Here is a 24694-nt window from a genome sequence, read left to right on the forward strand (position 1 = left end):
TCATGAATAGACGACAATTCTTACAGTCTGCGTTTTACTCCGGATTAATCTATGGAACGGGCGCACTGCCTACGTTGGTAAATGAAGCACGTGCTGGGTTTGAACCGTTACAAAACCGCCTGCTGGTAAACTTATTTCTGGACGGTGGTCCTGATATGCGGCATTTGATTGTGCCGGCGTTTGACAGTAATCCAAATAGTTTTGGTTACCAATATTGGAGTAATCGGTGGCGGGCACATGATGTTGCCAATAATGCGACCGCTTGGCAACAACGTTGGAACGATGATTACTACCCTATCACCGTTGGTGGAAATAATTGGAATGGCCAACAAAACCCAGGTGGGCTCAACACGGGAACGACCTTTGGTATTTGGCGGCACGCAGGTTGGTTGATTGATATGTTCCGTGCCGGGAATGTGGCCTTAGTATGTAATGCTGTTGGTGGTACCAATCGAGCGCACGACTTATCGACGCTACAAATGCACCAAGGAAACGTACTATCTGGTTTGAACAATGCCGATAGATCAGGTTGGGGTGGTCGCTTAGCGCGCTCAGCTGGGGGGAATGCAATCTCAGTAACCAATAGCCCGCGAGCGTTTTGTTTTGGTCCGGTCGGTGATGCACCGAATTACAACCCGAACGCGATCGACAATCGCGATTTAATTGCGGTACAAAACTCGCGAGAAATGGGTCTAAATGTACAAGATTTGACAGAGAATCAAATCTATCGACCACAGCATAGAATGGCCCGAGCACTGAGGAGTTATTATGCAGGTAGCAGGACCGAGCAAGTTAGTCAGGCATATCAAAAATTTATGGACCATGAGCTGAAGGTGCGACAGTTTGGTGAGTTGATACGAGAGCGTTTGAGTGACTTGCCAGAGCCACCACTGATTGAAGCATTGCATCGAGCAATCAGTATTAACGGTCAGCCAGTGAATCCGGACAGTAGCAACGATGCGCGGCGCGTATTACGCAATGGTTATGGTTTTGGACGGCAAATACGAAACCTGTATGACGTCTGTGCTGCCAATGATTTGCTTGATGTACGCACTGTGTCGATGGATTACGGTGGCTGGGACAGCCATGGTGACCAACGCCGCGAAGCTAACAACCCAGATATCAACGATCCGAACGTGTATCGCGGCATCGAAAGTGGGTTTAAAGATATTTTCGGTGGGCAGTTCGCGGGTGGTGTTCAGCCATTTGACGACACCCAATTGCATGGGGGGTTCTCTGCACTGTGGGCATCACTAAATTCGGTTGATCGAAACAAAATTGTGCTGACCATAGCAGGCGAATTTGGCCGCCAGATCCGAGACAATGGCGATGGCGGCACGGACCATGGAAAAGGCAATATCATGTTTGTAATCGGTGATAACGTTCGCGGTGGTATTTACGGCGAACTGTTTCCAGACGCCGAAGTCGATAAGTATGCAGACACTTCTCTGAGGACACCGGATATTGATCCGCGGACCAGTATAGATCCGATCTTTTCACGCGTGTGTGATTGGGTGTCGCCGAATTCTGGTTCTATTGTGTTCCCAAGAATGGCACCAGGTTACAGTGGCGAACAAGCGATAATCGAATCGGCAGGCATGTTCAATAGTTTGTTCATTTAATACTATGTTGCAATTTCGGGGTTTGGCAGTAAGACTGCTGTTCTTCTCGCTGCTGTCGATCGTATTAAGTCAAGTTGCGTTAGCGCGGGACGAGTATCGTGGTTGGTGGCAGGAAGAATACGGCGCGCAGTCTACGTCGGGCGACGCGGTGTGTCAGTTGTGTCATGAGCGAGGTGGGGGTGGTAATGGGTGGAACCGGTATGGTTGGTTGGTTCGATCCCTCTACCTTTCAAACTCAGATATCACTGACATTGAACAGCGTTTGAAACAAAGTTTGTCCGATGTCGAAAACTTTGCCACCGACCCGAATGATGCCGGAAGCCCGACATTTCTGCAGGAGATCCAGGCGAATGCACAACCTGGTTGGCGTCAAACTGACAATAACCGTATTCGCTACGTTGACGATCCCGATAAATTCATCGGTCCACCGGCATCGTTGCCGTGTGCGTTATTGGTCGATGCCGGCGATAGCGAGCTTACCTGCTCCACGCGCAACCCGATTCCGACATCCATCCCCGCCGGCGCAACGGTGAAATTAACCACCGTGGCCACCGGCTTTACCGCCCCCGTTTCTGCGCTGTCTGCGCCCGGCGAGCCTGAATCAATTTACGTGGTGGAGCAGGGTGGTCAAATTTGGCGAGTCAATCTGAGGACCGGCGAGAAACGGCTTTTTCTGGATTTCAGTAACAAACTCGTGGCTAACTATGGGAATCCTATACCAAGTTTTCCTGGCTATGACGAGCGTGGTTTACTTGGGTTCGTGTTTCACCCGGATTACGCAACCAACGGCAAAGTGATCACCTATATTTCAGAGGATTTTCAAACTGGGCGTGCACATTTTTCAACCATGCCGCCCGGACAGGACCCTGATCACCAGTCGGTGGTTACGGAGTGGGTAGTGCTCAACCCGTTGTCGCCGACGCCAAGTGCGTCTAACGAACGTATTTTGATGGTGGTTGATCAACCGCAATTCAATCACAATGGTGGCATGCTGGCCTTCGGACCCGATGGGTATCTCTACATTGCTTTGGGTGATGGTGGTCTGCGCAATGATGAAGGCGTAGGGCATAGTAGCGATGGGAATGGCCAAGACATTGACACGATCCTGGGGAGCATTGTACGTATTCATAGCGATGCCGTGGCACCGATCAACGGACGGTATGGTGTGCCGACCGATAATCCGTTTTTTGGCAGCAGCGGTTTGCATGAAGTTTATGTGTACGGTCTCCGTAACCCGTACCGGTTCTCTGTAGAAACTAGGGGGTCAAATGATTTTGATTTGTATATTGGTGACGTCGGTCAAGATGCAATTGAGGAAGTCAATCGTGTTTCCTCCAACAACCCAGGCGTCAATTTAGGCTGGAACCATAAGGAAGGCAGCTTTTATTTCTCGGTGATTGACGGCACCACATACGTGTCGCCAACGCCACCATTTGGCGTGAATCTGCCGCCGATGCAAGATCCGATTGTGGAGTATGACCACGAAGAAGGGATATCCGTCATAGGAGGTTATGTCTATCGCGGCTCGGCAGTTTCAGCGCTTCAAGGTCATTATGTTTTTGCTGACTGGGGCCGAGGGTTTGCTAACAACGGGCGCTTGTTTATGATCGCCGGGAATAATCAACTTCGAGAAATACGTGTTACGAACGGTGTGTCGATGCACATTACCGGGTTTGGGAAAGACGCTAACCAGGAATTGTATGTGGTAGGAAGCCCAGACTTTGTGGTGTCCGCCAACACGGGACTATTACAGCGTGTGGAGCCAGAAGACGACATGTGCTTGCCTATTAAGACACGACGCGAAACATTGGCGTTAATTTGTCTATAAACTGGGTTTGTAGTTCCGTGGCAGGTAGTCGATAATTCGTCTTCTGAAGTAAGGAGGTCAGCATGACATCAAAAACAGCGTTTATTACCGGTGCCTCAGTCGGTATTGGTCGAGCTACGGCAAATGTGCTCGCGGACCAAGGGTATCAACTTGTATTATTGGCGCGCCGAGCAGAGAAGCTCGATGCATTGGCTGCTCAATTATCGACGCCGGTCCACATAATTGCCTGCGACATCAATGATCATGCCGCCGTCGATGCCGCGTTGCACAGCATGCCGGAAATATTTCGTAATCCAGATGTTTTGGTCAACAATGCAGGACTCGCCTTGGGGATCAAGCCTGCCGATCAGACAGACTGGTTGGACTGGCAAACCATGATCCAAACTAATTGTCTTTCGTTAGCCTACCTGACACGGAAAATCCTGCCATCAATGGTTGAACGTAATCAGGGACATATCATTAATCTCGGTTCGATTGCAGGACGTTACCCTTATCAGGGTGGGAATGTGTATGGCGCGACCAAGGCGTTCGTAGAGCAGTTTTCCCGTAATCTGCGCACCGATGTTTTGGGTAAACAAATACGCGTGACGAACCTGTCGCCAGGCATTATCGGTAACACAGAGTTTTCATTGGTGCGCTTGCATGGTGATGAGTCTGCGGCCAACGCGGTGTATGACTCGTGCCAAGCGTTAACGCCAGAAGACATCGCTGAATGCATTCGTTGGGCTGTGACGCTTCCGGCTCACGTGAATATCAATGAAATTGAAGTCATGCCGACATGTCAGGCCGCTGGTGGCCTTGCGATAGCCAGAGACTAGTTGTCGGAATCGGTGTCTTGGTCTGCGTTTTTGGCGGTCTTGATGACCAGATACACGATGTAAGCCGGGAACGCAAAGACAAACAGTACGATGGCTATTTTTAACAGTGTGTTGAGATCCATCAGGGCCGATTACAACGCGATCTTTTCACTGCTACCAACACCCTGACTGGCCATGAACTTCTTGAATTTGAAGTAAATATCGAACACTTCCACCTGTCCGTCGTCGTGCTCCACCAGGAAGAACGGGGCTCTGGTAACGTCGTGTTTACGCGCCAAACGAGCACCTTCTGAATCCGCGTCACGTTCATCGGCAATGGCGATTTGGTCTATCGAATCGATGAGTGCTTCGGACTCCAGGCGGGTCGAAACCTCTAGACATTTTTTACATAGCTCACCATTGGCAAGTATTTTTTTGACAAACGTAATATGTGGCATAGTCAGTATATTGGGGTTGAGTGCTCGAAATACAAGCGTCTCTCAGATCAGTGAATAGCGCGCCGACGCGAAAAAATTAGGCGGCCTTGATCAGCGGAAGGCTGGTAGACTTCGCTAAATTCGTTGAATGCGCGTAGGGCGGTTTCCAAGCTTTCGCCATCCGGTAACTCAAACGCATCGAAGCCAACACGAGATAGAAACCCAAGTTGATCAAACTTCACATCCCCAATAGCGCGAATTTCACCCTTGAATCCAAAACGTGTACGCAGTTTATAGGCGTGTGAATACGATCGTCCATCAGCATGACTAACAAAGGGTAGAACAATGATATCTATGTCGTTCAGTTGCTCGGCTATGTCCTCTGGAGCTTCGTCAGCTGCAAGCTGTACGGCGACTGGTTTGCCACGCGCGACTATTGCCTCGCTGTGATCTAACCACAGGTTTAATGGCACGCTGACCGCCTGAGATGGCAGGTCGTCGACTGTTAAGGTATCGGTCTCAGCCACATGCAGCATGGTGGCGTCAACAATCGTTCGATTAACGATGGCTTTGGTAGACTGAACACTATTTTGAATTCGGTCTGGAGTAGCCTTCGGTCGAGCTTTAAGATTTCGATTTGCCGTCATGACGCTTGCTCCGCATAGACTTGCTCTTTAAATGGTTCCACACCAACGCGACGAAAAGTGTCGAGTAAGCGTTCGTCACTTTGGCGTTGGTGCTTGTATACCGTCAAAATGTCGACCACAGCATCGCCAACTTTGTCTTTGGCAATGGCCGGGCCTAATCGCGTACCCAGTTCAGCTTGATTGCTGGCATCGCCGCCAAGCGTCAATTGGTACCATTCTTCGCCTTTTTTATCGACGCCTAAAATACCTATATGGCCAACATGGTGGTGTCCACAGGCATTCATACAGCCTGACATTTTCAGCTTCACTTCACCAATGTCGTAAAGCTCGTTGAAGTCGGTAAACTTTTCATTGATTTGTTTCGCAATAGAAATGGAGCTGGCGTTAGCGAGTGAACAAAAGTCGAGGCCAGGGCAGCAGATCATATCATTGACAGAACCAATATTCGGGGTCGCCAGTCTAACGGCGTCCAGTGCCTTCCAGACATCCAATAAGTCTTGTTGCCGAACATCGGCTAACACCAAGTTTTGTTCGTGAGTCGTGCGAATTTCACCAAATGCATACTGGTCAGCGATATCCGCGATGGCGTCCATTTGAGCATCGGTCGCATCACCGGGGGCCACGCCGTGTTCTTTCAATGACACATTTACAATGCGGTACCCGGCTTGTTTGTGCGCAGACGTATTGTGTTCATACCAGGCGTTGAAGCGAGTATCAAGTGCGCGCCATTTCTCGAGTCGTGCGTCGCCGTCGTTCAGAGTCTCATAAGTTGGGAGCGGAAAGAACGCTTGCATTGTTTCGAAATCGACCTCGTGTAGCTTAAGCGCCTGGTCCTTAAAGTGTGCCCATTCGGCCTCCACTTGAGTACGGAACTCTTCGATGCCCAAGGCGTTTACCAGGATCTTGATGCGCGCTTTGTATTTATTATCACGACGACCGTGCAGGTTATAAACTCGAAGAATCGCTTCACAGTAGGACAAGATGTCTTCACGCGGCAGAAATTCCTTAATCACCTTGCCAATAACCGGCGTGCGTCCTAGACCACCGCCAACGTAAACGCGAAAGCCAATTTCTTGTTGTGAATTCTTAATCACTTCCAAGCCAATGTCATGAAACTGCACCGCAGCGCGATCATTGGTTGCGCCAGTGACCGCAATCTTGAACTTGCGTGGCAACCAGTAGAATTCGGGATGCAGGGTCGACCATTGCCGAATAATTTCACAGTAGGGCCGCGGGTCGATAATTTCATCGGGCGCCACACCGGCATACTGATCGGATGAAATATTGCGAATGCAATTACCGCTGGTCTGAATCGCGTGCATTTCAACTTCGGCTAAATCAGCAAGAATATCCGGCACGTCCGCAAGTTCTGGCCAGTTATACTGAATGTTTTGACGCGTAGTAAAATGACCATAACCCTTGTCGTATTTACGAGCAATATGCGCCAAAGTGCGCATTTGGCCGGAATTCAGCATGCCGTACGGGATTGAGACGCGAAGCATATGTGCATGTATCTGCATGTACAGACCGTTACGCAGACGCAATGGTTGCAGATCCGCAGCACTTAGTTCGCCCGCCAAGTGGCGCTGCACTTGATCGCGGAACTGGGCGACTCGTTCGTTGACGATGGTTTTGTCGATGGAATCGTATTGATACATGTGAATAGGTCTGCCTAGCAGCTGTATTGGGTCATTAGTGTATGACACTGGTCGCGGAAATATACCGCTGGCCGTTTAGAAAAAAAAGTAATAACGATTTATATTTATATAAGATCCAGTTCAAATGCGTCCTCCTTAAACACAATAAAGTTAGTCGCTTCACAATAGAAAATGCCGATTTTGCAGCAGTTAGTGTCACAGACCCGCTGTCACCACTCACCTATACTGAGTACAAACCCGTTGCTGAGTAACTGTTGTGAGTGCACTGACCGCTGAATCCGAGACCAAGAAAGAATTGGTCTATCCATTCAAAAAATTTTGGAGCCCCGAGCCTGGTGAGCTGTATGAAGTCGCTGAGGGCGTATTTTGGTTGCGTATGCCGCTGCCGATTGCCTTGGACCATATTAACCTTTGGTTGTTGCGAGATGGTGATGACTGGACGATTGTGGATACCGGCTACGACGCTGAGAGCTGCAAAGCGGTTTGGCATGCTGTGTTTGAGCAGGTGATCAATCCGACCCGAGTAACGCGGATCGTAGTCACGCACTTCCACCCAGATCACATTGGGTTGGCAGCTTGGTTATCTCAGCGCTGTGACTGTCGAATTTACATCACACAGGGAGAGTTGGGTCTGTATCGGAAAATTCATTCCCGACAACAGTCACGTGTACGCGATATGGTGCACGCTTACTTGCAGGAGTTGGGGTTTGATGCGACAGCAACTGATACTTATGTTCCGTTCTTTTTAAGCGATCCAAAACCGGTGAACGAGCGCGTTCAGCCGAGCCAATGTGAGATACTGCAAGAGCATGATGAGTTGCAGATCAATGGTCAGGTCTGGCGCGTGATTTGTGGCAATGGCCATTCCCCTGAACATGCGTGCTTGTACAATGCAGATCAAAACCTGTTGATTGCCGGCGATCAAGCGATTCCACGTATTTCATCGAACGTCAGCGTCTACCCGGCCAATCGCCACGCGGATCCATTGGGAGACTGGATTTCGTCGTGTGAAAAATTGCGGGACACTGTCCCGGCAGAGACTGTCATTCTGCCATCACACCAAGAGCCATTCATTGGTATCCAGACGAGAATGCAACAGCTGATTAATGACCACCTAAGTCAATTAAATCAACTTCGGCTGGCGGTACAGGCGCCAATCTCAGCTGTTCAGGCCCGAAATATTTTGTTTGCGCGTAAGTTGAACGTGGTCGATACGCTTCTGGCGACTGGCGAAACGCTGGCACACTTGAACTATTTGCTGCATCGCCGAGAGATCGCGGCTAAAACTGGTGCCGATGGTGTGATGTTATATTATCAGCGTCGTTGATCCGCGCTTCATAATTTGCAGCAGCCGTTATGACGCGATTGATCATCAATCCCCACGGAAACAGGCTTGAGTACAGAGTACCGGTGTGGATTTTTTAACGTCTAAATTGTGGTAACGTCAACCGCTCAAATCGTTTTTGTCGATCTTCAGCTTGTTGTTTGACTGCCGCGAGTACCAGATCGACCTTGTTGGCATAGCGGCCGCGCTCAGACGGCGTCAGCGAGATATTGTGTGCTTTTTCAAGATCACGTAACGCGGCGATGTATTTTCTTTCGACCTGATAGATACGGCTGCGAAGTTCATAAAACTGGGGGTCTTTGTCGTGCAGTTTTATGGCGCGTTTAACGGCTTTAGCAGCGGTACCAAAGTCGCGCTGGTCGAACGCTTTTTGCGCGGTGTAAAAATGTAAATACGGATTTTTATTGCGAACTCGCGAAGCCAGCTTTTGGAATCGATCCGCGGCTTGAAGTTTGCCTTGTCCTCGATACAACCGCTCCAAATTGCTGGCGGCAAGACTTTCCCGCGGGTTCAATTGGTGGGCATATAGATAGCCCTGCTCGGCTTTATTAACTTGGCCTGTGCGTCGCAGCGCGGCTGACAGGTTGATCCAAAGATCCGGGTTCTTGGCATCGACCGAGACCGCGAGTTTAAGGTAGTGTAACGCCGTATCGTAGTCTTCCTGCTGCATAAATTGGACGCCCAGGTTGCTGAAAAGTAATGCCGCCGCCGAGCGTTTGTTAATAAACCGCTGTGGAAAACCAGCACGATATTCTTGAATCGCAAGGTCAAATACCTGAGTGTATCGATCTGAGCGATACATCGCATTAACGTGTCGGTAATATACTAGACCACGATCTTCGTTTTCGCCCCAAAGATCGGGGATATCCACTTCATTCGCATTGAGCGTAATGCCGATCTCATCGGCTAATTGAATAAGCATAAGTGTGAAGCTTAAGCAGTTCCCCTCATTACGATAAAACGCTTCAATCGGTGCATAGTTGGCCTCCATGTTGTATTGCATGTTTTTGCCGTCTTCGTCGATTAACCATTGCGCCATCTTTCGCAGCGCGCGAAGCTTGGGTAGTTTTCCAAACCGAGCGACCACTGTGGCGCGCATTTCCGGAGTGACTTGATACAGGTTCTCTACACTGTCTAAGTGATCAGGGCCAAGGCGTGTCTCGTAATTGATAACCTCCTGCATCCAGTCATATTTCACCGCCGTAACTGGTTGACTGGCACAGGCGCTGAGTAGCAGTAATATCAACACTGACCCGAGGACTTCCAACCGAATAGTCTTCATTGTGCTTAAAACTCCTTCTTGCTATTTCTAACAACTATAGAAAAGATTCGCCTCAGCGTCTTTCTTTTTGCGTACATTAATGGCAATAAAAAAGGCCGAGAGCATGCGCTCTCGGCCTCTATGTAGAGTCACATTGAGTGACTTGGTGAGTACTTAGTTGGTGTCAATATTGATAATTGTACGACCTACTTCAGCACTACCGTCTTGATGAGAAACAACACCGAGGTGACGGCTAGCGGGGGTGAGGCCCGTATAATCGACAGTCACACTGGTGGCCGTACCAACGGTAGCACTGGTGGGAGCGGTTACCGTGGCATTGCCTTCATCACCCAGCAACACACTGATCCATGCAGTGTAATCAATACTGCTTGCACCACCAGCAGCGGCAAAGAAATCAATCACGAATATATATCCACCGGCCGTTGGGTTGACGATATCCACAACCTCATTCGAGGTAGCGTTGCCACTGCTTCCGATCTGTGTGAGGTTGTTTGACCCGGCACAATCATCCACACGAAACACACGTAAGTCGAGATCGTCTTCACCCGGTGTGGCGGTGTCCTGATCAAACGTTTGGATGCGCATGTGGGACAAGGCCGGCAGGTCGAAACACAGAACATTCAAACCATCGGCCTCTGTGACTGTATCCGAGAACGGTATTGATTCAGAGATGCCAGCCAACGCCGCGTTATAGGTCCCACTGAAGCCGAACTGGACCGGAATTGAAACACTGCCATCGGTACCCGTTCCTTCGACTTCGTCAACCGTTGCCAACGCCACGGGTCGGACTGCGATCGGACTGCGAACTTGGCGCGCGTTCTTTTTATCGTGGCCATACGAATAACCATGACGATACCAATCCCACCAGCTGCGATGCTTGTGGCCTTTGCGCTTGCCACGCTCAACCCAAGTGAGTGCGCCAAACGCAAATTCATTGACACGAACATTGCTATTGGCCGTAAACGTTACGGTGTATTCGGCTGATTCACCAGGAAGTAATACGAGTTTGCGTGGGCTCACTTCAACATCAATACCTGGAGGGGCTTCCACTTCAACCTTGTAAACACTCGGTTTACGGCGATGGCGGCGATTGTCGCTGTCATCAACATTGGTTACTGTACGTGTAACCGTTTGCGTACCGACCAGATCACCGATACCGATTGATGGTAAGTTCAGGTCGCTGCCGTCAAAGGAATAGCCTTGACTGGCCAACAGATCACAAACCGCATCGTCGAATAGCTGAGCATTGTTGCCACAGGTAAACGCGGCGTAGTCCAGTAAATCAGCATCATACGCGAGGCCCGGATTGAAAGTCGCGTTGGGAACGACATGACCTGCGCCAATTTCGAACGGTGTGGCAGGATCATCGCTGTATTGCGTTGCCAGATTTTGACGCGCCGTGGTCATCATCGCTGAACGCGCCATCGCAGGTGACCAGTCAGGGTGTGCCTGTTTGATCAATGCTAAGACACCGGCTATATGTGGACTGGAGAATGACGTACCACTGATGTATTGGAATGACTCTACACTGGATGAAGAGGAGCCGGCATCCGCATTCTCTGTGGTGGTCTCCGCACTCAGAATTTGCACGCCGGGAGCGACCACGTCGGGTTTGATGATATCAAACGCACCGCGGTTAGGTCCACGAGACGAAAAATCCGCAACTCGGTTGGCAAGTTCAACCTGATTTGCACTGTCAAGAGACACCGTGACACCGCTCGCAGCAGCGAGTTCCGCGCCGTCTTCATAGCCAATCATCACACCGGGAATACCTCGAGAGGCGTCAATAAAACCCATAATGAACGGATTGAAACGGTCTGGCGCAGTACCATCATTATAGACAATGACTGCTGTCGCACCGGCGGCCTCAGCATTGGCGTATTTGTCGTCGAATGCACAGCCACCGCGTATGACTAACGCTACTTTCCCGCTCATATCAGCTGCATTGGTGAACGCACCACAACCGTCTGCTGGCACGCTGACCATCAAGTCACCGCTAACGCCGGGAATGTCAGTCAACTGTACTGGCCCTACGCCTTCAATTGCAGTTTTTAATCCCGCAACAGACGCTGGCGCAGCCACATCAATACCCAATGCAAAGTTCTGGTTGTCGTTAACGGCACCAACCGATGTCAACCACGGCACAACACCTGGCGCGCCAACGGTGGCCAGCTCTGGCCCGGAATTCCCTGCGGACGTAGCAACATGCACACCTGCGTCGGCGGCGAACAGGAAGGCAACTGCATCTAGACTGGCGAAACTTGTCGACGCACCACCAACCGAAAAGTTGATGACATCCACGCCGTCAGCCACCGCTTGGTCAATCGCTGCCATGGAGTCAGAATTGAAGCAACCATTGTCATCGTCTGCAGGGTTACTGGTGATGATTGGCCCATCCCAACAAACTTTATACACGGCGATGCGTGCGCGTGGTGCCACGCCCGACATCACGTTGCTGCCAACTTGTTGACCTCCAATTTCAGCTTGTACCCCGTAGTTACCGGCCGCATTCGATGCGGCGGCACTACCGTGACCGTCGTCGTCACGCGCAGACATTGCGGAACCCGGCGCCAGAACGACCGCAGGGTCTCCACCGCGCAAAAATCCTTCATTGTAAAAACGTGCGCCGAGGACTTTGTTATTACACTCGAATGGCACATCGAGTGGATTGAATGCGGTGTTCCCGAATTCGCAGGCGTCGCCAGTCCAGCCAGCCGGAGGCGGGCCATAGGCTACCGGGCGCCCGCGATCGCCTTTGCGCGGTGTTCTTACGTCGGCAAAGCTCGGGTGTTCCGGGGATAGGCCCGAATCGATGACTCCAATGATCACATCTTCGCCCGTGTAGCGACTACGCCATGCGGCGTCACGACCGCGATTTAGCTCTAAAAATTCGCGCGTGCTGTCGGTATCCATTTTAGCCATTTCGTCCTTGGCTACGGTTAGAACACTTGGATCACGACTCAGCAATTCAGCCTGCGCCGCTGTCATCCGGGCCGCCATACCGTTGAATGCGTAGGTGTATTCGTAGATCTTGTTTTCTTTGGGGATTCCGTAGTTTTGAAGGGTGCTGTCCTGCTTGCCCTTTAAAAAGCTGCGATAACTTTGCACTTTGGCGCTGCTGGTGGCAAGTTTTTTACCCGCTTCTGGCTTCGTCGCAGCGAGTCCCGGTGCACCGGCAAAATTAATTGTTGGTTGGTCGCGGAAGTGGACGATATAAATATCGGTGTCTTGTTTCTTGTTGCTTTTGGGCGGGATTAAGGCTGGATCAATCTGGGATGGTTTTGACAGACTCAGTAGGGGGGATTCGGCAGCGTAGGAAGTTGAGTGTCCTCCTAAACAGACAGCTGCAAAACCCAAACCGGCTATTATCGATTTGGAAAATCGCTTTTTCATGCTAATTGGCTCCTGTGGTGAGATAGTCCTTAGACTTCTCGAGATCAATAAATAAAGCCGAGCACGACAATATAGGCGTCATACTCTGGCAAACATTTAGTGAAACAATGAAAATGAAGTAGTACCGCAAAACAACATGCTGGAGAAGCGAGTGTTTAACGTGGGGGCAAAGTTGCCGTGGGAGATATAGACACCAAGGGTGTGAGGGCTTGTCCGCAGTTGATCGTACCGCAATGTACGTTTATGAGCTCAAACTGCGAGCGGAAACAGGCAAACCGGGCACACATCCGTGTCACTATCAAATGAATGATACGTGGATGATTACCTATATTTCCCTACCCATGGTGCCCAGAAAGTCTTAGTTAGGGTGCAGACTGACCGAGCTATTGGTGTTCGTTCAAGAACAAATTCACTGCGGCCTATATTACGGATAGAATGACTTGGCGGCAAGCGCCGAGAAAACAAAGCCGCCGATTATTACGCTGTCATGACATACAAAAAATCATTTTGTTAGGAGAAACAATGGTTTATGAATAAACACGAAAAATTAAACTACCTCGAGTTACCTGCGCGCGACCTTGCATCCACTAAAACTTTCTTTACAAATGTCTTTGGGTGGAGGTTTACAGACTACGGTGCGGAGTACACTGCCTTCGACAATCAAGGCTTGGAAGGCGGGTTCTATCAGGCTGATCTGGTTAGCCGTAGTGATCTCGGCGCTGCGTTGGCAGTGTTTTACAGTACCGATCTAGAGCAAACCTTGGCCAAGGTAGAGGCGGCTGGTGGCACCGTTATAAAACCGATATTTGCATTTCCCGGTGGTCGACGTTTTCATTTTACGGAGCCCAGTGGCAGCGAGTTTGCGGTATGGTCTGAGCCCGCAGCTAATTAAGGCTCGATTAGACGTTTTGACTTAAATATAAAGCGGCTGTAAATGATACCCAGTGATAAACCATCGGTGGTTTCGACCAACGGAGAATCTTCAAAACTGGCACCGGAAATATTCTCGTAACGCAAAAACCATACCCAGAGCCGGTCTTGGTTTTTGGAGCGCAACGTCATTAATAACCGTGAACCTGAATACCCGCTACTGGCGGCGTACTCAGGGCGGTCGTCAGTGGCAAACTCCGAAGCGACACCGTAGTACACGTTTTGGTAGTCACGTGTCCCGAACTGCGGTCCCAGTGCTACTCCAGCGCGCCAGGGCTGTTCGCGCCACTCAAAATTACGGAAATAGGTGATGTTGGGAGCAAAGGTGAAACCAGATTCATCGATACCCTGTTCGCCAATACCAAAGTTAGCGCGAATTGGCAGGTTGAGTTGCCACTGGTCAAAATCTGACTCGGCTAGCTTCAACTCCAGTGAGGGTCCAATCTGCAGCCGACTATCGATGTCCGGCATTCCGGCACGTAAGTCGACGTCGTCACTGTCAACCGCGAGATTGAAGTCGAGGCTCATTTCGAGTTTGGCGCGATCATTATTCAATAATAAGGCGCGCACGCCAGCCTCATCTGACTTCAGTACGTCGCCGCGATATATTGGCACCGGAACTGGGAAAATCAAATTTCGTTGCTGCTTGGTGCCAATGTAGTAGGGTTGGTGCAGACCGCCTAAACCCAAACCTAACTCCCAAAGCGGCAGCTGTTTGGCCGTTGTCGACATACTCATACCCAGCATCGCCAATAGCAGTAAATTGCGGGTAGAGGCTAAGAATCTGTGGTGCGAGACGGTTGGCATGGTCATCTTTGTGGACGATTGTGGATGGCTAAACTCGATACGATCAGTCTAACTTTGATAGAATCTGAAAGCCATCGTGAATATCAGTGCCACGTTTAATTGACTATAGCCATCCTGAGAATGGCGTACCTTATGGACATTCGTTTATTAGATTACCAATCAACCTCGGCGGCGGGCGTCGATATCGGCGCGTTGCGGCAATCGATCGATACGCAAACCAGCGGATTACGTAAAAATGACATGCCTGGGTCGGATCTAACAACCTGGATCGGTCGTGTGCCCGGGGTTGAAGACATTAACTTAGGTGATTGGCAGAGCCGTAATAATGCCTTAGCGCATCTGGGTTACCAGCAAGGCACGATTGCCACGCACGTAGAGAATCTGAAGTCATCGCTGGGGTCGCAGCGACTCGGAATTGTGATGGGCTCAAGCACATCAAGTATTGACCGTACTGAAGCGGCCTACCGTCACCTCGAGGATGGGGCGTTGAGCTTACCGTATCGCCAACCCTTAGTTCACAATCCCCATGCGCCCAGCTTGTATATGGCACATTTGACCGGCATCACCGGCCCGGCGCTGACCATCAACACCGCTTGTTCATCCAGCGCTAAGGTATTTGCGACCGGTGCGCGCTGGCTGCGGGCTGGCATCGTCGATGCCGTGCTGGTGGGTGGTGTCGACACACTGTGTTTAAGCGTGTTGCATGGATTCGATTCATTGCAACTGGTGTCGCCAAACCAGTGCCGACCATTAGATCAACACCGTGACGGAATCAATCTCGGTGAAGCCAGTGGTTTCGCGATCCTGGTGCGAGCAGGCGACGGTTACGCAGACAGCGGTATTCGCTTGCTCGGCTATGGTGAAAGTTCAGACGCGCATCATATGTCGCATCCACATCCCGATGGATTGGGCGCCAGATTGGCCATGCAGCAGGCGCTAACACGAGCGCAGTTGCGCCCGGAACAAATAGACTACATAAACCTGCACGGCACCTCGAGTCGCGCCAACGATTTGATCGAAGGCCAGCTGATCGGTAAATTATTCCCAAAATCAACCCAAGTTTCTTCCACCAAAGCGTGGATGGGACATACCTTAGGTGCCGCAGGTATTACCGAGGCCTTGATTGCAGTGGATGCGTTACAGCGCGGGGTTATTCCAGGTTCGTTGAATCTGGCGGAGCTGGATCACGAACTCGATTTGTCGGTGCAGGCTGACAATATCACCCGTGACATGCACTACGTGTTGTCGAATTCATTCGGTTTTGGTGGCAACAATTGCTGTCTTGTCTTTGGGAGCGTGGCATGAGTGAATTTAACTTCAGCGTACTCGGTATTGGCGCATGGGGATTAACCGCGCGCAGTTGGCCCGAGCTTCAAGAATTAATGGCTGGTAAACCCATTGAAGACGATGGCAGCAAAGGACCAAAGCCAGCCTTAATCCCCGCCAATGAACGCCGACGTGCGCCATTGCCGGTGCGCTTGGCAGTGGAGACTTCCGCGCAGGCCTGTGCAGCAGCAAAACTTGACCCAGCGGAGGTTGGCTGTGTCTTCGTGTCCGGCCTAGGTGATACCGCGCTGACAGACTATATGTGTACCGTGCTTGCGAGCGATAATAAAGCTTTGTCACCAACCAAGTTTCACAATTCAGTACACAACGCTGCGGCGGGATACTGGACCATCAGCACCGGCTGTACGGAAGCAGCGAATTCGGTCGCCGGATTCGACGAATCGGTGTCTCTGACATTGGTGGAAGCCTTGATTCAGGCTGAGGAGGAACAACGTCCTCTGTTGATGACGTTTTATGATGCGCCCGTATCCGCTGTCTTGCAGCCACTCTTAAAGAATCCGTATCCGTTTTCAGTGTCGCTGGTGATTGCCCCAGAGAGCTTGTCACCAGCGGGGTCACCGGTCTGGTCTGCCAGCGTGATGACAGAGGCCGCAACCTGGCCGTCTGCTAACTGGCCAGGTGAGCTACAGGACTGTTATCAATCAAATCCAGTTGCGCGGGTACTTTGTATATTGGACATGCTCACCGGAGGGCTAGACTCTGTCACCATGCCGTTGAGTTCTGCCACTGCCGTGACTGTCACGCGTGTTAGTTGAAGCATGAGGACTTTACACAAAGACGTGATCGTCGCTGGCGGCGGTTTGGCCGGCTTGAGTTTGGCCTACCAGTTGCATCAGGCCAACCCGGCGTTAGACATTGTGGTGATCGAGCGCAATCAGTTTCCTGTACCGGAAAAAACTGCCAAGGTTGGAGAGTCCACGGTCGAAATAGGCTCGCGCTACCTAAAAAATACCTTGAACATGGGGCAGCATTTCACAGACCGTCATTTGCGAAAGCACGGATTGCGTTGCTTTTTCGGTAACCCGCAGTCGGATTTTAGCCGGCAAGATGAACTCGGTGTCAGTGAGCTATTTGGGATTCCAACCTATCAAATCGATCGGGGTGCGATCGAAAACCACCTGCAACAGGCGCTTGTCGAGCGCGGTGTCACGGTACTCGATGGCGTGACGACATCCTCGTTGGATGTTCGAGAGAAACAAAAGCGCGTCACCGTACAAGGACCCCACGGCGAGCAGGTGATTCAGGCGCCTTGGTTGGTGGATGCTGCTGGCCGGCAGGCACTGGTAAAGCGGCAATTGGGTCTGGCTAAGCCTAACCCGCACAAAGGCAATGCCTTGTGGTTTCGTGTGGATAAACAAATCAAGCTGGATGCCTGGTCAACCGATGCCGATTGGCAGGCGCGTATAAAGCAAGCTAATACACGCTGGCTAAGTACCAATCATTTGATGGGGCCTGGCTATTGGGTCTGGATTATACCGTTGGACAACGGTGCGACCAGTATTGGCGTTGTGATGGACGATCAAGCATTTGAAGCGCACGACTTCTCGACTTTTGCCAATACGCTTGCCTGGCTACAACAACATCATCCACGTTGTGCGGAGGAAATCGCCGATGCCAAGGTGTTAGATTATGTTGTGATCCGCGATTACGCGCAGAGCTGTAAGCAATTATTTTCGGATCAAGGTTGGGGCCTCACTGGTGAGGCCGGCGTGTTTGCCGACCCATTTTATTCGCCAGGCAGTGATTTCATAGCGTTTAATAATTGTTTTTTGACGCAACTGATTAGTGATGATTTTGCCGGCCGCGATATCCGATTACAGAGCCGGTTGTTTGATTCCATTAATCAATCGTTTTTCGACAGCACGTTATCGTTGTACACCGGTGAGTATGGTGGCTTTGGCGATCGACGCATGATGGCCCTCAAATTAGTGTGGGATTATGCCTATTACTGGGGTGTCTTGAGTTTGTTGTTTTTCCGCAATGCGATGACCGACGTCGATCTTATGCGGCAACTCAATCGCCCGTTGAAGCAGGCGCAGATGCTAAATCAATCCGTACAGGCTGCCTTTCGTGAACGCGCCCGTAAACGCCTGGTGTTGCCAACTCAAGGGGTGTTTATGGATCAGTTTACGGTACCGTGCCTGAAACATTTTAATCAGGTACTCGAGTCTGACTCAGACGATACCCTGCAGGACATGGTGGATAACATTGTTTTGCTCGAACAAGTCGCCAAATCTACGCAAGCCATGTTGCAGGATGACGCGTCGAATCACATCAGTGAGAGCGAGCGCGCCGTGTTTGGTGACTACCGGCACGTGGTGTTGGCGTAGTCTATGCGATTTAAGTTGGCTTTGTTTGCTGCGATCGCGATTGCCACCGCAGTCTACCCATTTGTCGTATACACCGGGCTAAACGCCTTTGGTCCGGCCAGCTTGTCGCTGGTTTTGTTTGCTTTGTTGTTGGGTCGGGTGGTTCTTCGTGGCCAATATCGAATGCCGGAGCAATATGCACAGTTAGCCTTGGTAGGGTCACTTTGCCTATTAGCCGCTTGGCGTGACAGCGAGACCATTCTACGCTATTACCCGGTGGCCATGAGTCTGGGGTTTTCAATTTTCTTCGCCATTTCTTTGTGTGCTGAAACCAGCTTGGTTGAGCGCTTTGCAAGTTTGCGCGTCACACGCATTGAGCCGCATCAAAAGCGTTATATGCGAGAGCTGACGAAAGCCTGGAGTCTCCTGTTACTGGTGAATGCTGGGGTGGCGGCGTACACCGCTTGCTGCCTTTCACTGGCGCAATGGACACTTTATAATGGTGCGATTGCCTACATAATATTCGGTTTATTTGCCTTGGCCGAGTTGGTGTTCCGGCATTTCTACAAAAAACGATACGCACAGAATAATCAAAACGAACCGCCAAGTTCGAGTTAACCCATGCCTTCCATCACTCCCGAACAGTTGAACGCGCAGTTAGATGCCGCGCAATGGCCACGTTTTCATGCCCTAGTGCAACGGTCAGATCAGGCGATAATAGAGTTGGAAGTGCCCGACGACTTGCGTTATTTTGCCGGCCATTTTCCTCAACAGGCAGTGTTGCCGGGGGTTGTGCAAGTCCATTGGGTAGGGGAGCTGGCGGCTCGTTTGTTTGCCGTTGGGGCATTTACGGAACTCAAAAGTTTGAAGTTCAACAGCATGGTTCTACCCAACACATGGCTCCGCCTAACCCTAGATTTCCACGCTGAGAAATCCCAACTCAAGTTCAGTTACGCAACGCAAGAGCAATATTTTTCCAGCGGTGTATTGGTGTTCAAGTCGGGAGACAGACAATGAATTATCACTGTTGCTTGGTGGTTCCGCATTACAATCATGTGGCTGCATTCTCGGCATTTTTACCCAAACTGGCGGCATTGGCGCTGCCGTGTATTGTGGTCGATGATGGCAGTGAGCCTGAAAGCTTGCAGGGCCTGATGTCAGCACTTGCGGATTATCCGGAAATTCAACTCGTAACCCATCAAGTCAATCGTGGAAAAGGCGCCGCCATGTGGACCGGTGCGCATGCCGCGCGCATGGGCGGGTTTACACACATGCTGCAGATAGACGCCGATGGGCAGCACGACACCGCGGATGTGCCAGGATTTTTGCAATTAAGCCAAGCTAATCCGCAGGCAATTATTTCTGGCGCGCCGCAGTTTGACGACAGCGCGCCGAAGGCAAGGGTTTACGGTCGCAAGGTTACCGATTTTTGGGTAGCGCTGGAGACCGGCACGTTGGCAATTAAAGACAGTTTGTGCGGCTTTCGTGTGTACCCCTTAACCGAGTTTGAATTGGTGCAGGACAAATATCACATCGGTAAACGAATGGATTTTGATACCGATATCTTAGTGAAATCGGTGTGGGAAGGCATTCCGGTTAGGTTTATTGAAACGCAGGTGGTCTACCTTGAAAACAGCGTGTCACATTTTCATTACCTACAAGACAATCTACGCTTGATCTGGCTGCATACGCGCCTAATGTGTGGCATGTTGGTGCGTTTGCCGATACGACTGGGGTCGCGCGTTCGACGCCTGGTGGGTGCTTAAAGTGAGACAATCTGTGAGACCAGTACAACGAGCGCACTGGGCGTCAATGCGTGAGGCTGGTACGCTTTTTGGGCTGCGTTTCCTGCATTTTGTGCACCGCATTTTTGGCCGCTGGTTAGTGTCATTCTGTTTATGGCCGACCGTGGCGTATTTTGTGTTGTTTCGGCCTACATCCCGCCGTAGCTCACAACAGTTTTTGCACGCACATTACGCGTGTTACCCGACGTTTTGGTCGCGTCCACCAACCTTATGGGACACCTGTAAGCATTTATACGTGTTCGCGCAAACGGTCGTCGATAAGCTGCTTTCATGGAGTGTTGAGATCAACGCAGATCAGTTTCGGGTTGCTCACCCAGAGCGGATTGACGAGCTCATGGCCGATACCCGTGGCCAATTAATCATCGGCTCACACATGGGCAACTTGGAGTACTGTCGTGGGTTTATGCATCGCTACCGAGATAAGTTAATCAACATTCTGGTGCACGACAAACATTCTGAGAATTACAACACGGTGATGCAGCAACTGAATCCGGATTCGCGCTTGAATATCTTTCAGGTGGAAGAGTTCGATATCCCGACCATGCTCACCATCAAGAACAAAATTGATACTGGCGAATGGGTGTTTATCGCTGGTGATCGTATACCGCTTACTGGGCAGGCGCGCACAGTCGAGGTGACGTTTCTGGGGCGTACCGCGCATTTTCCAATCGGGCCGTATATGCTCGCGCAGGGTTTGGGGTGTCCGGTGAAGCTAATGTTTTCATACTGCGATTATTTTGCCCCCAACAAACCAGTCTATTTTGAAGTCGAGACGTTTGCTGATCGGGTTACGTTGGGCCGTGCAGACCGCGCAGTCAATCTACAGGCCCATGCACAACGGTTTGCCACGATGTTGGAACAGCAGCTGGCGCACGCGCCGTATCAATGGTTTAACTTCTACGATTTTTGGGCGGAGCCAACGACATAATGAGCCAGCGATTTGACCACGAGATCAAACAACTTATTCCACATCGTGAACCGATGTTGTTGATCAATGAGTTGCTGGAAGTCAGCCAACAAAGTTCAGAATCCCGAGTATTCATCGATGTCGACACACCTTTTGCAACCGAATTGGGCGTACCGGCTTGGATTGGATTGGAATACATGGGACAAACCGCCGCATTGATTGCTGGCTATCAACAGCGTGAAGGTCTGTGTCGGCCGCACCTTGGATTCTTGATGGGGTCGCGTCGGTATCAATCTGACGCAGCCTACTTTGTCCTAGGCCACACGTTGCGCGTGCGCTGTGAGCAAGCGGCGCTAGTTGGTGAGAGTCTGGCGACGTTTAACTGTACAATATGCGATGAAATAACCGGCGAACAAATGGCGAATGCCCTGTTGTCGGTGTATCGCCGACCGTTGGATTGAGCGGCAAGCGAACATAATTAGGGGATCAACCAACCATGAAGCAAAATTTGCGTAGTCCACAGCGAGTGGTCATCACCGGTGCAGGCAACATATCTCCTTTGGGTGATACGTGGGGTGAGGTTCGCAGTAGTCTGTTGGCAAAGAAGAACGCCGTGCGCTATATGCATGAATGGGATCAGTACCCAGAGCTGCGGACGCGCTTGGCTGCACCAGTAGCTGATTTTGAGTTACCTAAACATTTTCGAGCCAAACAAAAGCGGCCGATGGGACGTGTTGCACGTATGGCCGTGCTGGCTACCGAGCGTGCGTTGGAACAGGCGGGGCTGTTGGGCGATCCTTTAGTCCAAAGCGGAGATATGGGTGTCAGCTTTGGGTCCGCCACCGGCAGTAGTGCAGCGGGGATGGAATTCTTCAAACTGCTGTCAGAACAGTCAATGGAAGATGTGACTACCACAACTTACATTCGCATGATGAGCCATACCGCGGCGGTGAACATCGGTGTGTATTTTGGTACCCAAGGCCGAATGTATACCACCTCAAGCGCGTGTACCGCGGGCAGTCAAGGTGTTGGTTACGCCTATGAAGCTATTCGTGCTGGGCAACAGCTTGCCATGATCGCGGGCGGTGCTGAGGAGCTGTGTGTCACGCAAGCAGCTGTGTTTGATACTATTTTTGCAGCCAGCCTCAAAAATGATAATCCGGAAACCGCACCAAGCCCGTTTGACAAATCGCGTGACGGTTTGGTTTTAGGCGAGGGTGCCACGACGTTGATCTTGGAGTCCTATGAGCACGCCATCGCTCGGGGTGCCCCAATTTTGGCGGAAATTATAGGGTATGGCACCAATACCGATGGGGGGCATATCGTGCGTCCACGACAGGCCACGATGCAACGGGTGATGGAGTTGGCGATGGAAGACGCTGGTTTGCAGCCAAGCGATATTGATTTTGTCTCCGCCCATGCTACGGCCACAGATCACGGTGATGTGTTTGAAAGTCACGCAACTTACGATGTGGTAGGTAAGAAGCCGATCAATTCATTAAAAAGCTATACCGGGCATGGACTGGGAGCGTGTGGCGCGTTTGAACTGTGGGCCAGTTTAAACATGATGGACGAGGGCTGGCTGGCGCCAACCTTGAATCTCACCGACATTGACGAGCGCTGTGCAGACTTGGACTATGTGATGGGTGAACCGCGTGAACTGAAAGCCACCACCTTTATGACCAATAATTTTGCGTTTGGTGGCATCAATACATCCTTGATTGTGCGCAGCGCTGAAGCGTTGTAATTACTTGCTGAACAAGGCCTGCTGTCGCGCGAGTGCACGATGAGTGTGAGTCACCGCAAGTCGTTCATTGCGATCATTCCAGCGCTGGCCTAACACTCGTCGCATGACACCTTCCACGGTGCGCGTTACAAATATGTTTTTTAAGAGTGTGGCGCGATCCTGAAAACGTGTTGGCATGGAGCGCAAGGTCATAGAAAAGCCGATGTCCTGATATTCGATAAAATGCCAATAGCCAGATGGGATGAACAATGCATCACCATGTTGTAAATGGGCAACTTGTCCTTGTAAATGCGCGAGCGCGGGGTAGGCTTCAAAGTCTGGCTGGTCAAAATCGACCGCGTGCAAAGCACTGAATGAAAAGGGCACCTTGTACATCAAGTGTGTCTGCTCGGGCGGTATCAACAACACGCGTTTTGGGCCACCGAAATGACAAAGCACCAGGTTAGCGAGGTCAATATCGTAATGCATCTGCACTTTAGCGCCGCGCCCACCGACAAACAGCACAGGCAAACGACGAAAAAATTTCATCCCTAGATCAGGATAATCAAAGTCCGCTAGCATCCTTGGTACGTTTTCCAACAGATTGTAGAAAAACATGCGTAAATCGTTTTCACCAGCCTCGAGCAAGTCGAGGTAGTCGGCGAGTCTTAGGTGCCGTTCAGCGGCGTGTTGATGTTGTTTGCCTTTGGCGGGTAAGCTGCTGTAAACCGGTACGATTTGCTCGCCAGCGACTTGTTTCAAGTACGCCAGTGACCATTTCTCGTGCGCCACCCAGTCGCGCGTCAGATCCGGAAGAATGACTGGTTGCTGTGGATCCTTATAATCACCAACAAATTCCTCGGTTGATAGCCCGGCACAACGAGGAACCGGTTGGGTATTAATTTTATGGGTCACGAATGGGGGCCGGTGGGAGTGCGCACGTTGTTTCGTAAGACTAAAATTCTACCTTATTTCGAAATAGGGCACCGCTAAAATTCATCATCCGCTGCTGCTCGAGTATGACTCGCGATATAATCGGATCTCTCGCTATCTCGTTTACATGGAGCTGTCATGCTGAAGTCTTTCCCTTTACTGTTCGTAATCGCCCTGTCACTGATCTGTTTTAGCTTTAACGCTGACGCAGCCAAAGCTGATATTGATGCAGAAGTCGCGGCATATAATGCCGCATTCACTGGTGACAACTTTGTACTGCAGCGCGAAAAAATGGATACCCTGATCTGGGCTGGTTATACCGCCAAAGCGGTGTATGGTCCGGTGGCGGACGCGTTGGTGACACTGCGTCACAGCAAAGACAAACGTGACGTTGAACGAGCATCCTGGTATGCCAAAACCCTGGCTTTATCGGGAAACCCTGAATTTCGTCCGCTATTGACTGAAACCAGTAAACGCGCCAAATCCAAGAAAGTACGTAAACATGCCAAACTGGCGCTGGTGCGCTTGGCAAAGTACCAGGCCTGGAATCCCGTCATAGCAGCTGGATTGGAGTTTGCACCTGCCGGTCAATTGGAAGAAACGCGGGTTGTTAACATGCTCAATGCAAGCGATTATGAATTGGTGCGCATGGGGGCCAAGCGGGTGTATTTTGGTCATAAAAACGACCCGAACTTGGTTAGTTTGGCACAGCAACGCTTAAGCAAAGAATGGACGCAGGTCAATGCTGGTAATGAAGCACAAGTAGACGCCATTGCCTGGTTAATCAAAGCGATGGCAGAGTCCGGCAACCGCGATGCCAAGCCGTTACTGAACCAAATAGCGCGTGATGCCAAGGTGGGAAAGTTGCGTAAATACGCTAAAAAGTATGCGGCGTATCTGTAAATTTGGCGGGTGGCTTGA

23 protein-coding genes are annotated in these 24694 nt (G+C 50.8%); 15 read left to right on the forward strand and 8 right to left on the reverse strand.

Features of this window, described 5'->3' with window-relative positions; all coding sequences use genetic code 11:
* The first annotated feature begins 2 nt into the window (after positions 1-2).
* The 3 genes from IE055_RS12805 (at position 3) to IE055_RS12815 (ending at position 4268) form a co-directional block, all read left to right on the forward strand.
* Positions 3-1622, forward strand: coding sequence for a DUF1501 domain-containing protein (locus tag IE055_RS12805; protein WP_229794280.1), 1620 nt, complete (start codon positions 3-5; stop codon positions 1620-1622).
* A gap of 4 nt (positions 1623-1626) precedes the next feature.
* Complete coding sequence (locus IE055_RS12810) at positions 1627-3450, forward strand: PQQ-dependent sugar dehydrogenase (protein ID WP_189401819.1); 1824 nt, start codon at positions 1627-1629, stop codon at positions 3448-3450.
* A gap of 62 nt (positions 3451-3512) precedes the next feature.
* Positions 3513-4268 (forward strand): SDR family NAD(P)-dependent oxidoreductase, encoded by a 756-nt coding sequence (locus tag IE055_RS12815; RefSeq protein ID WP_189401822.1) that lies wholly within the window; start codon positions 3513-3515, stop codon positions 4266-4268.
* Here IE055_RS12815 and IE055_RS17975 read toward each other — a convergent pair.
* From IE055_RS17975 to IE055_RS12830, 4 genes are read right to left on the reverse strand one after another with little or no spacing between them, the layout of a single operon-like run.
* The gene (locus tag IE055_RS17975; RefSeq protein WP_268244545.1) at positions 4265-4390 is read right to left on the reverse strand and encodes a hypothetical protein; all 126 of its coding nucleotides are present in this window, start codon (positions 4388-4390) and stop codon (positions 4265-4267) included. The two genes, IE055_RS12815 and IE055_RS17975, sit on opposite strands and share 4 nt — an antisense overlap.
* A 9-nt stretch (positions 4391-4399) precedes the next feature.
* Entirely contained in the window at positions 4400-4705 is a 306-nt protein-coding gene (locus IE055_RS12820; protein WP_229794281.1) for a hypothetical protein, read from the reverse strand.
* A 47-nt stretch (positions 4706-4752) separates the two neighbouring features.
* Complete coding sequence (locus IE055_RS12825; RefSeq protein WP_189401825.1) at positions 4753-5331, reverse strand: DUF934 domain-containing protein; 579 nt, start codon at positions 5329-5331, stop codon at positions 4753-4755.
* Positions 5328-6989, reverse strand: coding sequence for a nitrite/sulfite reductase (locus tag IE055_RS12830; RefSeq protein ID WP_189401828.1), 1662 nt, complete (start codon positions 6987-6989; stop codon positions 5328-5330). The genes IE055_RS12825 and IE055_RS12830 overlap by 4 nt, the downstream gene beginning before the upstream one ends.
* A gap of 256 nt (positions 6990-7245) precedes the next feature.
* On the opposite strand from IE055_RS12830, the gene IE055_RS12835 reads away from it, so the two are divergent.
* A complete protein-coding gene (locus IE055_RS12835) occupies positions 7246-8316 on the forward strand; it encodes an MBL fold metallo-hydrolase (protein WP_189401831.1) in 1071 nt (356 codons plus the stop codon).
* Positions 8317-8410: 94 nt separating this feature from the next.
* Here IE055_RS12835 and IE055_RS12840 read toward each other — a convergent pair whose 3' ends face one another.
* Entirely contained in the window at positions 8411-9616 is a 1206-nt protein-coding gene (locus IE055_RS12840) for a tetratricopeptide repeat protein (protein ID WP_189401833.1), read from the reverse strand.
* A 153-nt stretch (positions 9617-9769) separates the two neighbouring features.
* Positions 9770-13009, reverse strand: coding sequence for a S8 family serine peptidase (locus tag IE055_RS12845; RefSeq protein ID WP_189401836.1), 3240 nt, complete (start codon positions 13007-13009; stop codon positions 9770-9772).
* Between the two features lie 529 nt (positions 13010-13538).
* Between IE055_RS12845 and IE055_RS12850 the strand changes: the two genes are divergently transcribed.
* Positions 13539-13901: a VOC family protein gene (locus IE055_RS12850; protein WP_189401839.1), complete on the forward strand. Its 363-nt coding sequence runs from the start codon at positions 13539-13541 to the stop codon at positions 13899-13901.
* On the opposite strand, the gene IE055_RS12855 is transcribed toward IE055_RS12850, so the two are convergent.
* Positions 13898-14746, reverse strand: coding sequence for a MipA/OmpV family protein (locus tag IE055_RS12855; protein ID WP_189401842.1), 849 nt, complete (start codon positions 14744-14746; stop codon positions 13898-13900). The two genes, IE055_RS12850 and IE055_RS12855, sit on opposite strands and share 4 nt — an antisense overlap.
* A 132-nt stretch (positions 14747-14878) precedes the next feature.
* Here IE055_RS12855 and IE055_RS12860 point away from each other — a divergent pair, with 132 nt between their 5' ends.
* The 9 genes from IE055_RS12860 to IE055_RS12900 are packed head-to-tail and all read left to right on the forward strand — an operon-like array spanning position 14879 to position 22861.
* Complete coding sequence (locus tag IE055_RS12860; protein ID WP_229794282.1) at positions 14879-16051, forward strand: beta-ketoacyl-ACP synthase; 1173 nt, start codon at positions 14879-14881, stop codon at positions 16049-16051.
* Positions 16048-16848 (forward strand): beta-ketoacyl synthase chain length factor, encoded by an 801-nt coding sequence (locus IE055_RS12865; RefSeq protein ID WP_189401847.1) that lies wholly within the window; start codon positions 16048-16050, stop codon positions 16846-16848. Before IE055_RS12860 ends, IE055_RS12865 begins: the two co-directional genes overlap by 4 nt.
* A 3-nt stretch (positions 16849-16851) precedes the next feature.
* A complete protein-coding gene (locus tag IE055_RS12870; RefSeq protein WP_189401849.1) occupies positions 16852-18423 on the forward strand; it encodes an NAD(P)/FAD-dependent oxidoreductase in 1572 nt (523 codons plus the stop codon).
* A 3-nt stretch (positions 18424-18426) separates the two neighbouring features.
* Positions 18427-19020: a COG4648 family protein gene (locus tag IE055_RS12875; protein WP_189401851.1), complete on the forward strand. Its 594-nt coding sequence runs from the start codon at positions 18427-18429 to the stop codon at positions 19018-19020.
* Positions 19021-19023: 3 nt separating this feature from the next.
* Positions 19024-19419 (forward strand): ApeI family dehydratase, encoded by a 396-nt coding sequence (locus IE055_RS12880; protein ID WP_189401854.1) that lies wholly within the window; start codon positions 19024-19026, stop codon positions 19417-19419.
* Entirely contained in the window at positions 19416-20168 is a 753-nt protein-coding gene (locus IE055_RS12885) for a glycosyltransferase family 2 protein (RefSeq protein WP_189401856.1), read from the forward strand. Before IE055_RS12880 ends, IE055_RS12885 begins: the two co-directional genes overlap by 4 nt.
* A gap of 13 nt (positions 20169-20181) precedes the next feature.
* On the forward strand, positions 20182-21135 hold the full coding sequence (locus tag IE055_RS12890) for a lysophospholipid acyltransferase family protein (RefSeq protein ID WP_189401858.1): 954 nt from the start codon (positions 20182-20184) through the stop codon (positions 21133-21135).
* Positions 21135-21575, forward strand: a complete 441-nt coding sequence (locus IE055_RS12895; RefSeq protein ID WP_189401860.1) for a hotdog family protein — start codon at positions 21135-21137, stop codon at positions 21573-21575. The genes IE055_RS12890 and IE055_RS12895 overlap by 1 nt, the downstream gene beginning before the upstream one ends.
* Positions 21576-21610: 35 nt before the next feature.
* Complete coding sequence (locus IE055_RS12900) at positions 21611-22861, forward strand: beta-ketoacyl-ACP synthase (RefSeq protein WP_189401863.1); 1251 nt, start codon at positions 21611-21613, stop codon at positions 22859-22861.
* Here the strand turns inward: IE055_RS12900 and IE055_RS12905 are convergent, their stop codons facing one another.
* Positions 22862-23755 carry a cupin-like domain-containing protein gene (locus tag IE055_RS12905; protein ID WP_229794283.1) on the reverse strand — a complete coding sequence of 298 codons (894 nt, stop codon included), beginning with the start codon at positions 23753-23755 and terminating at the stop codon, positions 22862-22864.
* Positions 23756-23911: 156 nt separating this feature from the next.
* Here IE055_RS12905 and IE055_RS12910 point away from each other — a divergent pair, with 156 nt between their 5' ends.
* Positions 23912-24676: a hypothetical protein gene (locus IE055_RS12910; RefSeq protein WP_189401866.1), complete on the forward strand. Its 765-nt coding sequence runs from the start codon at positions 23912-23914 to the stop codon at positions 24674-24676.
* The last annotated feature ends 18 nt before the right edge of the window (positions 24677-24694 follow it).

Origin of the sequence: Arenicella chitinivorans, assembly GCF_014651515.1 — a bacterium.
GTDB classification, from domain to species: Bacteria; Pseudomonadota; Gammaproteobacteria; order Arenicellales; family Arenicellaceae; genus Arenicella; species Arenicella chitinivorans.

Excerpts from the sequence above, each read along its gene's own strand:
- IE055_RS12860 (WP_229794282.1), top strand. The coding sequence starts at position 14,879 with ATGGACATTCGTTTATTAGATTACCAATCAACCTCGGCGGCGGGCGTC.
- IE055_RS12840 (WP_189401833.1), bottom strand. The coding sequence starts at position 9,616 with ATGAAGACTATTCGGTTGGAAGTCCTCGGGTCAGTGTTGATATTACTG.
- IE055_RS12865 (WP_189401847.1), top strand. The coding sequence starts at position 16,048 with ATGAGTGAATTTAACTTCAGCGTACTCGGTATTGGCGCATGGGGATTA.
- IE055_RS12880 (WP_189401854.1), top strand. The coding sequence starts at position 19,024 with ATGCCTTCCATCACTCCCGAACAGTTGAACGCGCAGTTAGATGCCGCG.
- IE055_RS12855 (WP_189401842.1), bottom strand. The coding sequence starts at position 14,746 with ATGCCAACCGTCTCGCACCACAGATTCTTAGCCTCTACCCGCAATTTA.
- IE055_RS12830 (WP_189401828.1), bottom strand. The coding sequence starts at position 6,989 with ATGTATCAATACGATTCCATCGACAAAACCATCGTCAACGAACGAGTC.
- IE055_RS12870 (WP_189401849.1), top strand. The coding sequence starts at position 16,852 with ATGAGGACTTTACACAAAGACGTGATCGTCGCTGGCGGCGGTTTGGCC.
- IE055_RS17975 (WP_268244545.1), bottom strand. The coding sequence starts at position 4,390 with ATGGATCTCAACACACTGTTAAAAATAGCCATCGTACTGTTTGTCTTT.
- IE055_RS12845 (WP_189401836.1), bottom strand. The coding sequence starts at position 13,009 with ATGAAAAAGCGATTTTCCAAATCGATAATAGCCGGTTTGGGTTTTGCA.
- IE055_RS12825 (WP_189401825.1), bottom strand. The coding sequence starts at position 5,331 with ATGACGGCAAATCGAAATCTTAAAGCTCGACCGAAGGCTACTCCAGAC.
- IE055_RS12895 (WP_189401860.1), top strand. The coding sequence starts at position 21,135 with ATGAGCCAGCGATTTGACCACGAGATCAAACAACTTATTCCACATCGT.
- IE055_RS12885 (WP_189401856.1), top strand. The coding sequence starts at position 19,416 with ATGAATTATCACTGTTGCTTGGTGGTTCCGCATTACAATCATGTGGCT.
- IE055_RS12805 (WP_229794280.1), top strand. The coding sequence starts at position 3 with ATGAATAGACGACAATTCTTACAGTCTGCGTTTTACTCCGGATTAATC.
- IE055_RS12820 (WP_229794281.1), bottom strand. The coding sequence starts at position 4,705 with ATGCCACATATTACGTTTGTCAAAAAAATACTTGCCAATGGTGAGCTA.
- IE055_RS12900 (WP_189401863.1), top strand. The coding sequence starts at position 21,611 with ATGAAGCAAAATTTGCGTAGTCCACAGCGAGTGGTCATCACCGGTGCA.
- IE055_RS12910 (WP_189401866.1), top strand. The coding sequence starts at position 23,912 with ATGCTGAAGTCTTTCCCTTTACTGTTCGTAATCGCCCTGTCACTGATC.
- IE055_RS12875 (WP_189401851.1), top strand. The coding sequence starts at position 18,427 with ATGCGATTTAAGTTGGCTTTGTTTGCTGCGATCGCGATTGCCACCGCA.
- IE055_RS12815 (WP_189401822.1), top strand. The coding sequence starts at position 3,513 with ATGACATCAAAAACAGCGTTTATTACCGGTGCCTCAGTCGGTATTGGT.
- IE055_RS12850 (WP_189401839.1), top strand. The coding sequence starts at position 13,539 with ATGAATAAACACGAAAAATTAAACTACCTCGAGTTACCTGCGCGCGAC.
- IE055_RS12810 (WP_189401819.1), top strand. The coding sequence starts at position 1,627 with ATGTTGCAATTTCGGGGTTTGGCAGTAAGACTGCTGTTCTTCTCGCTG.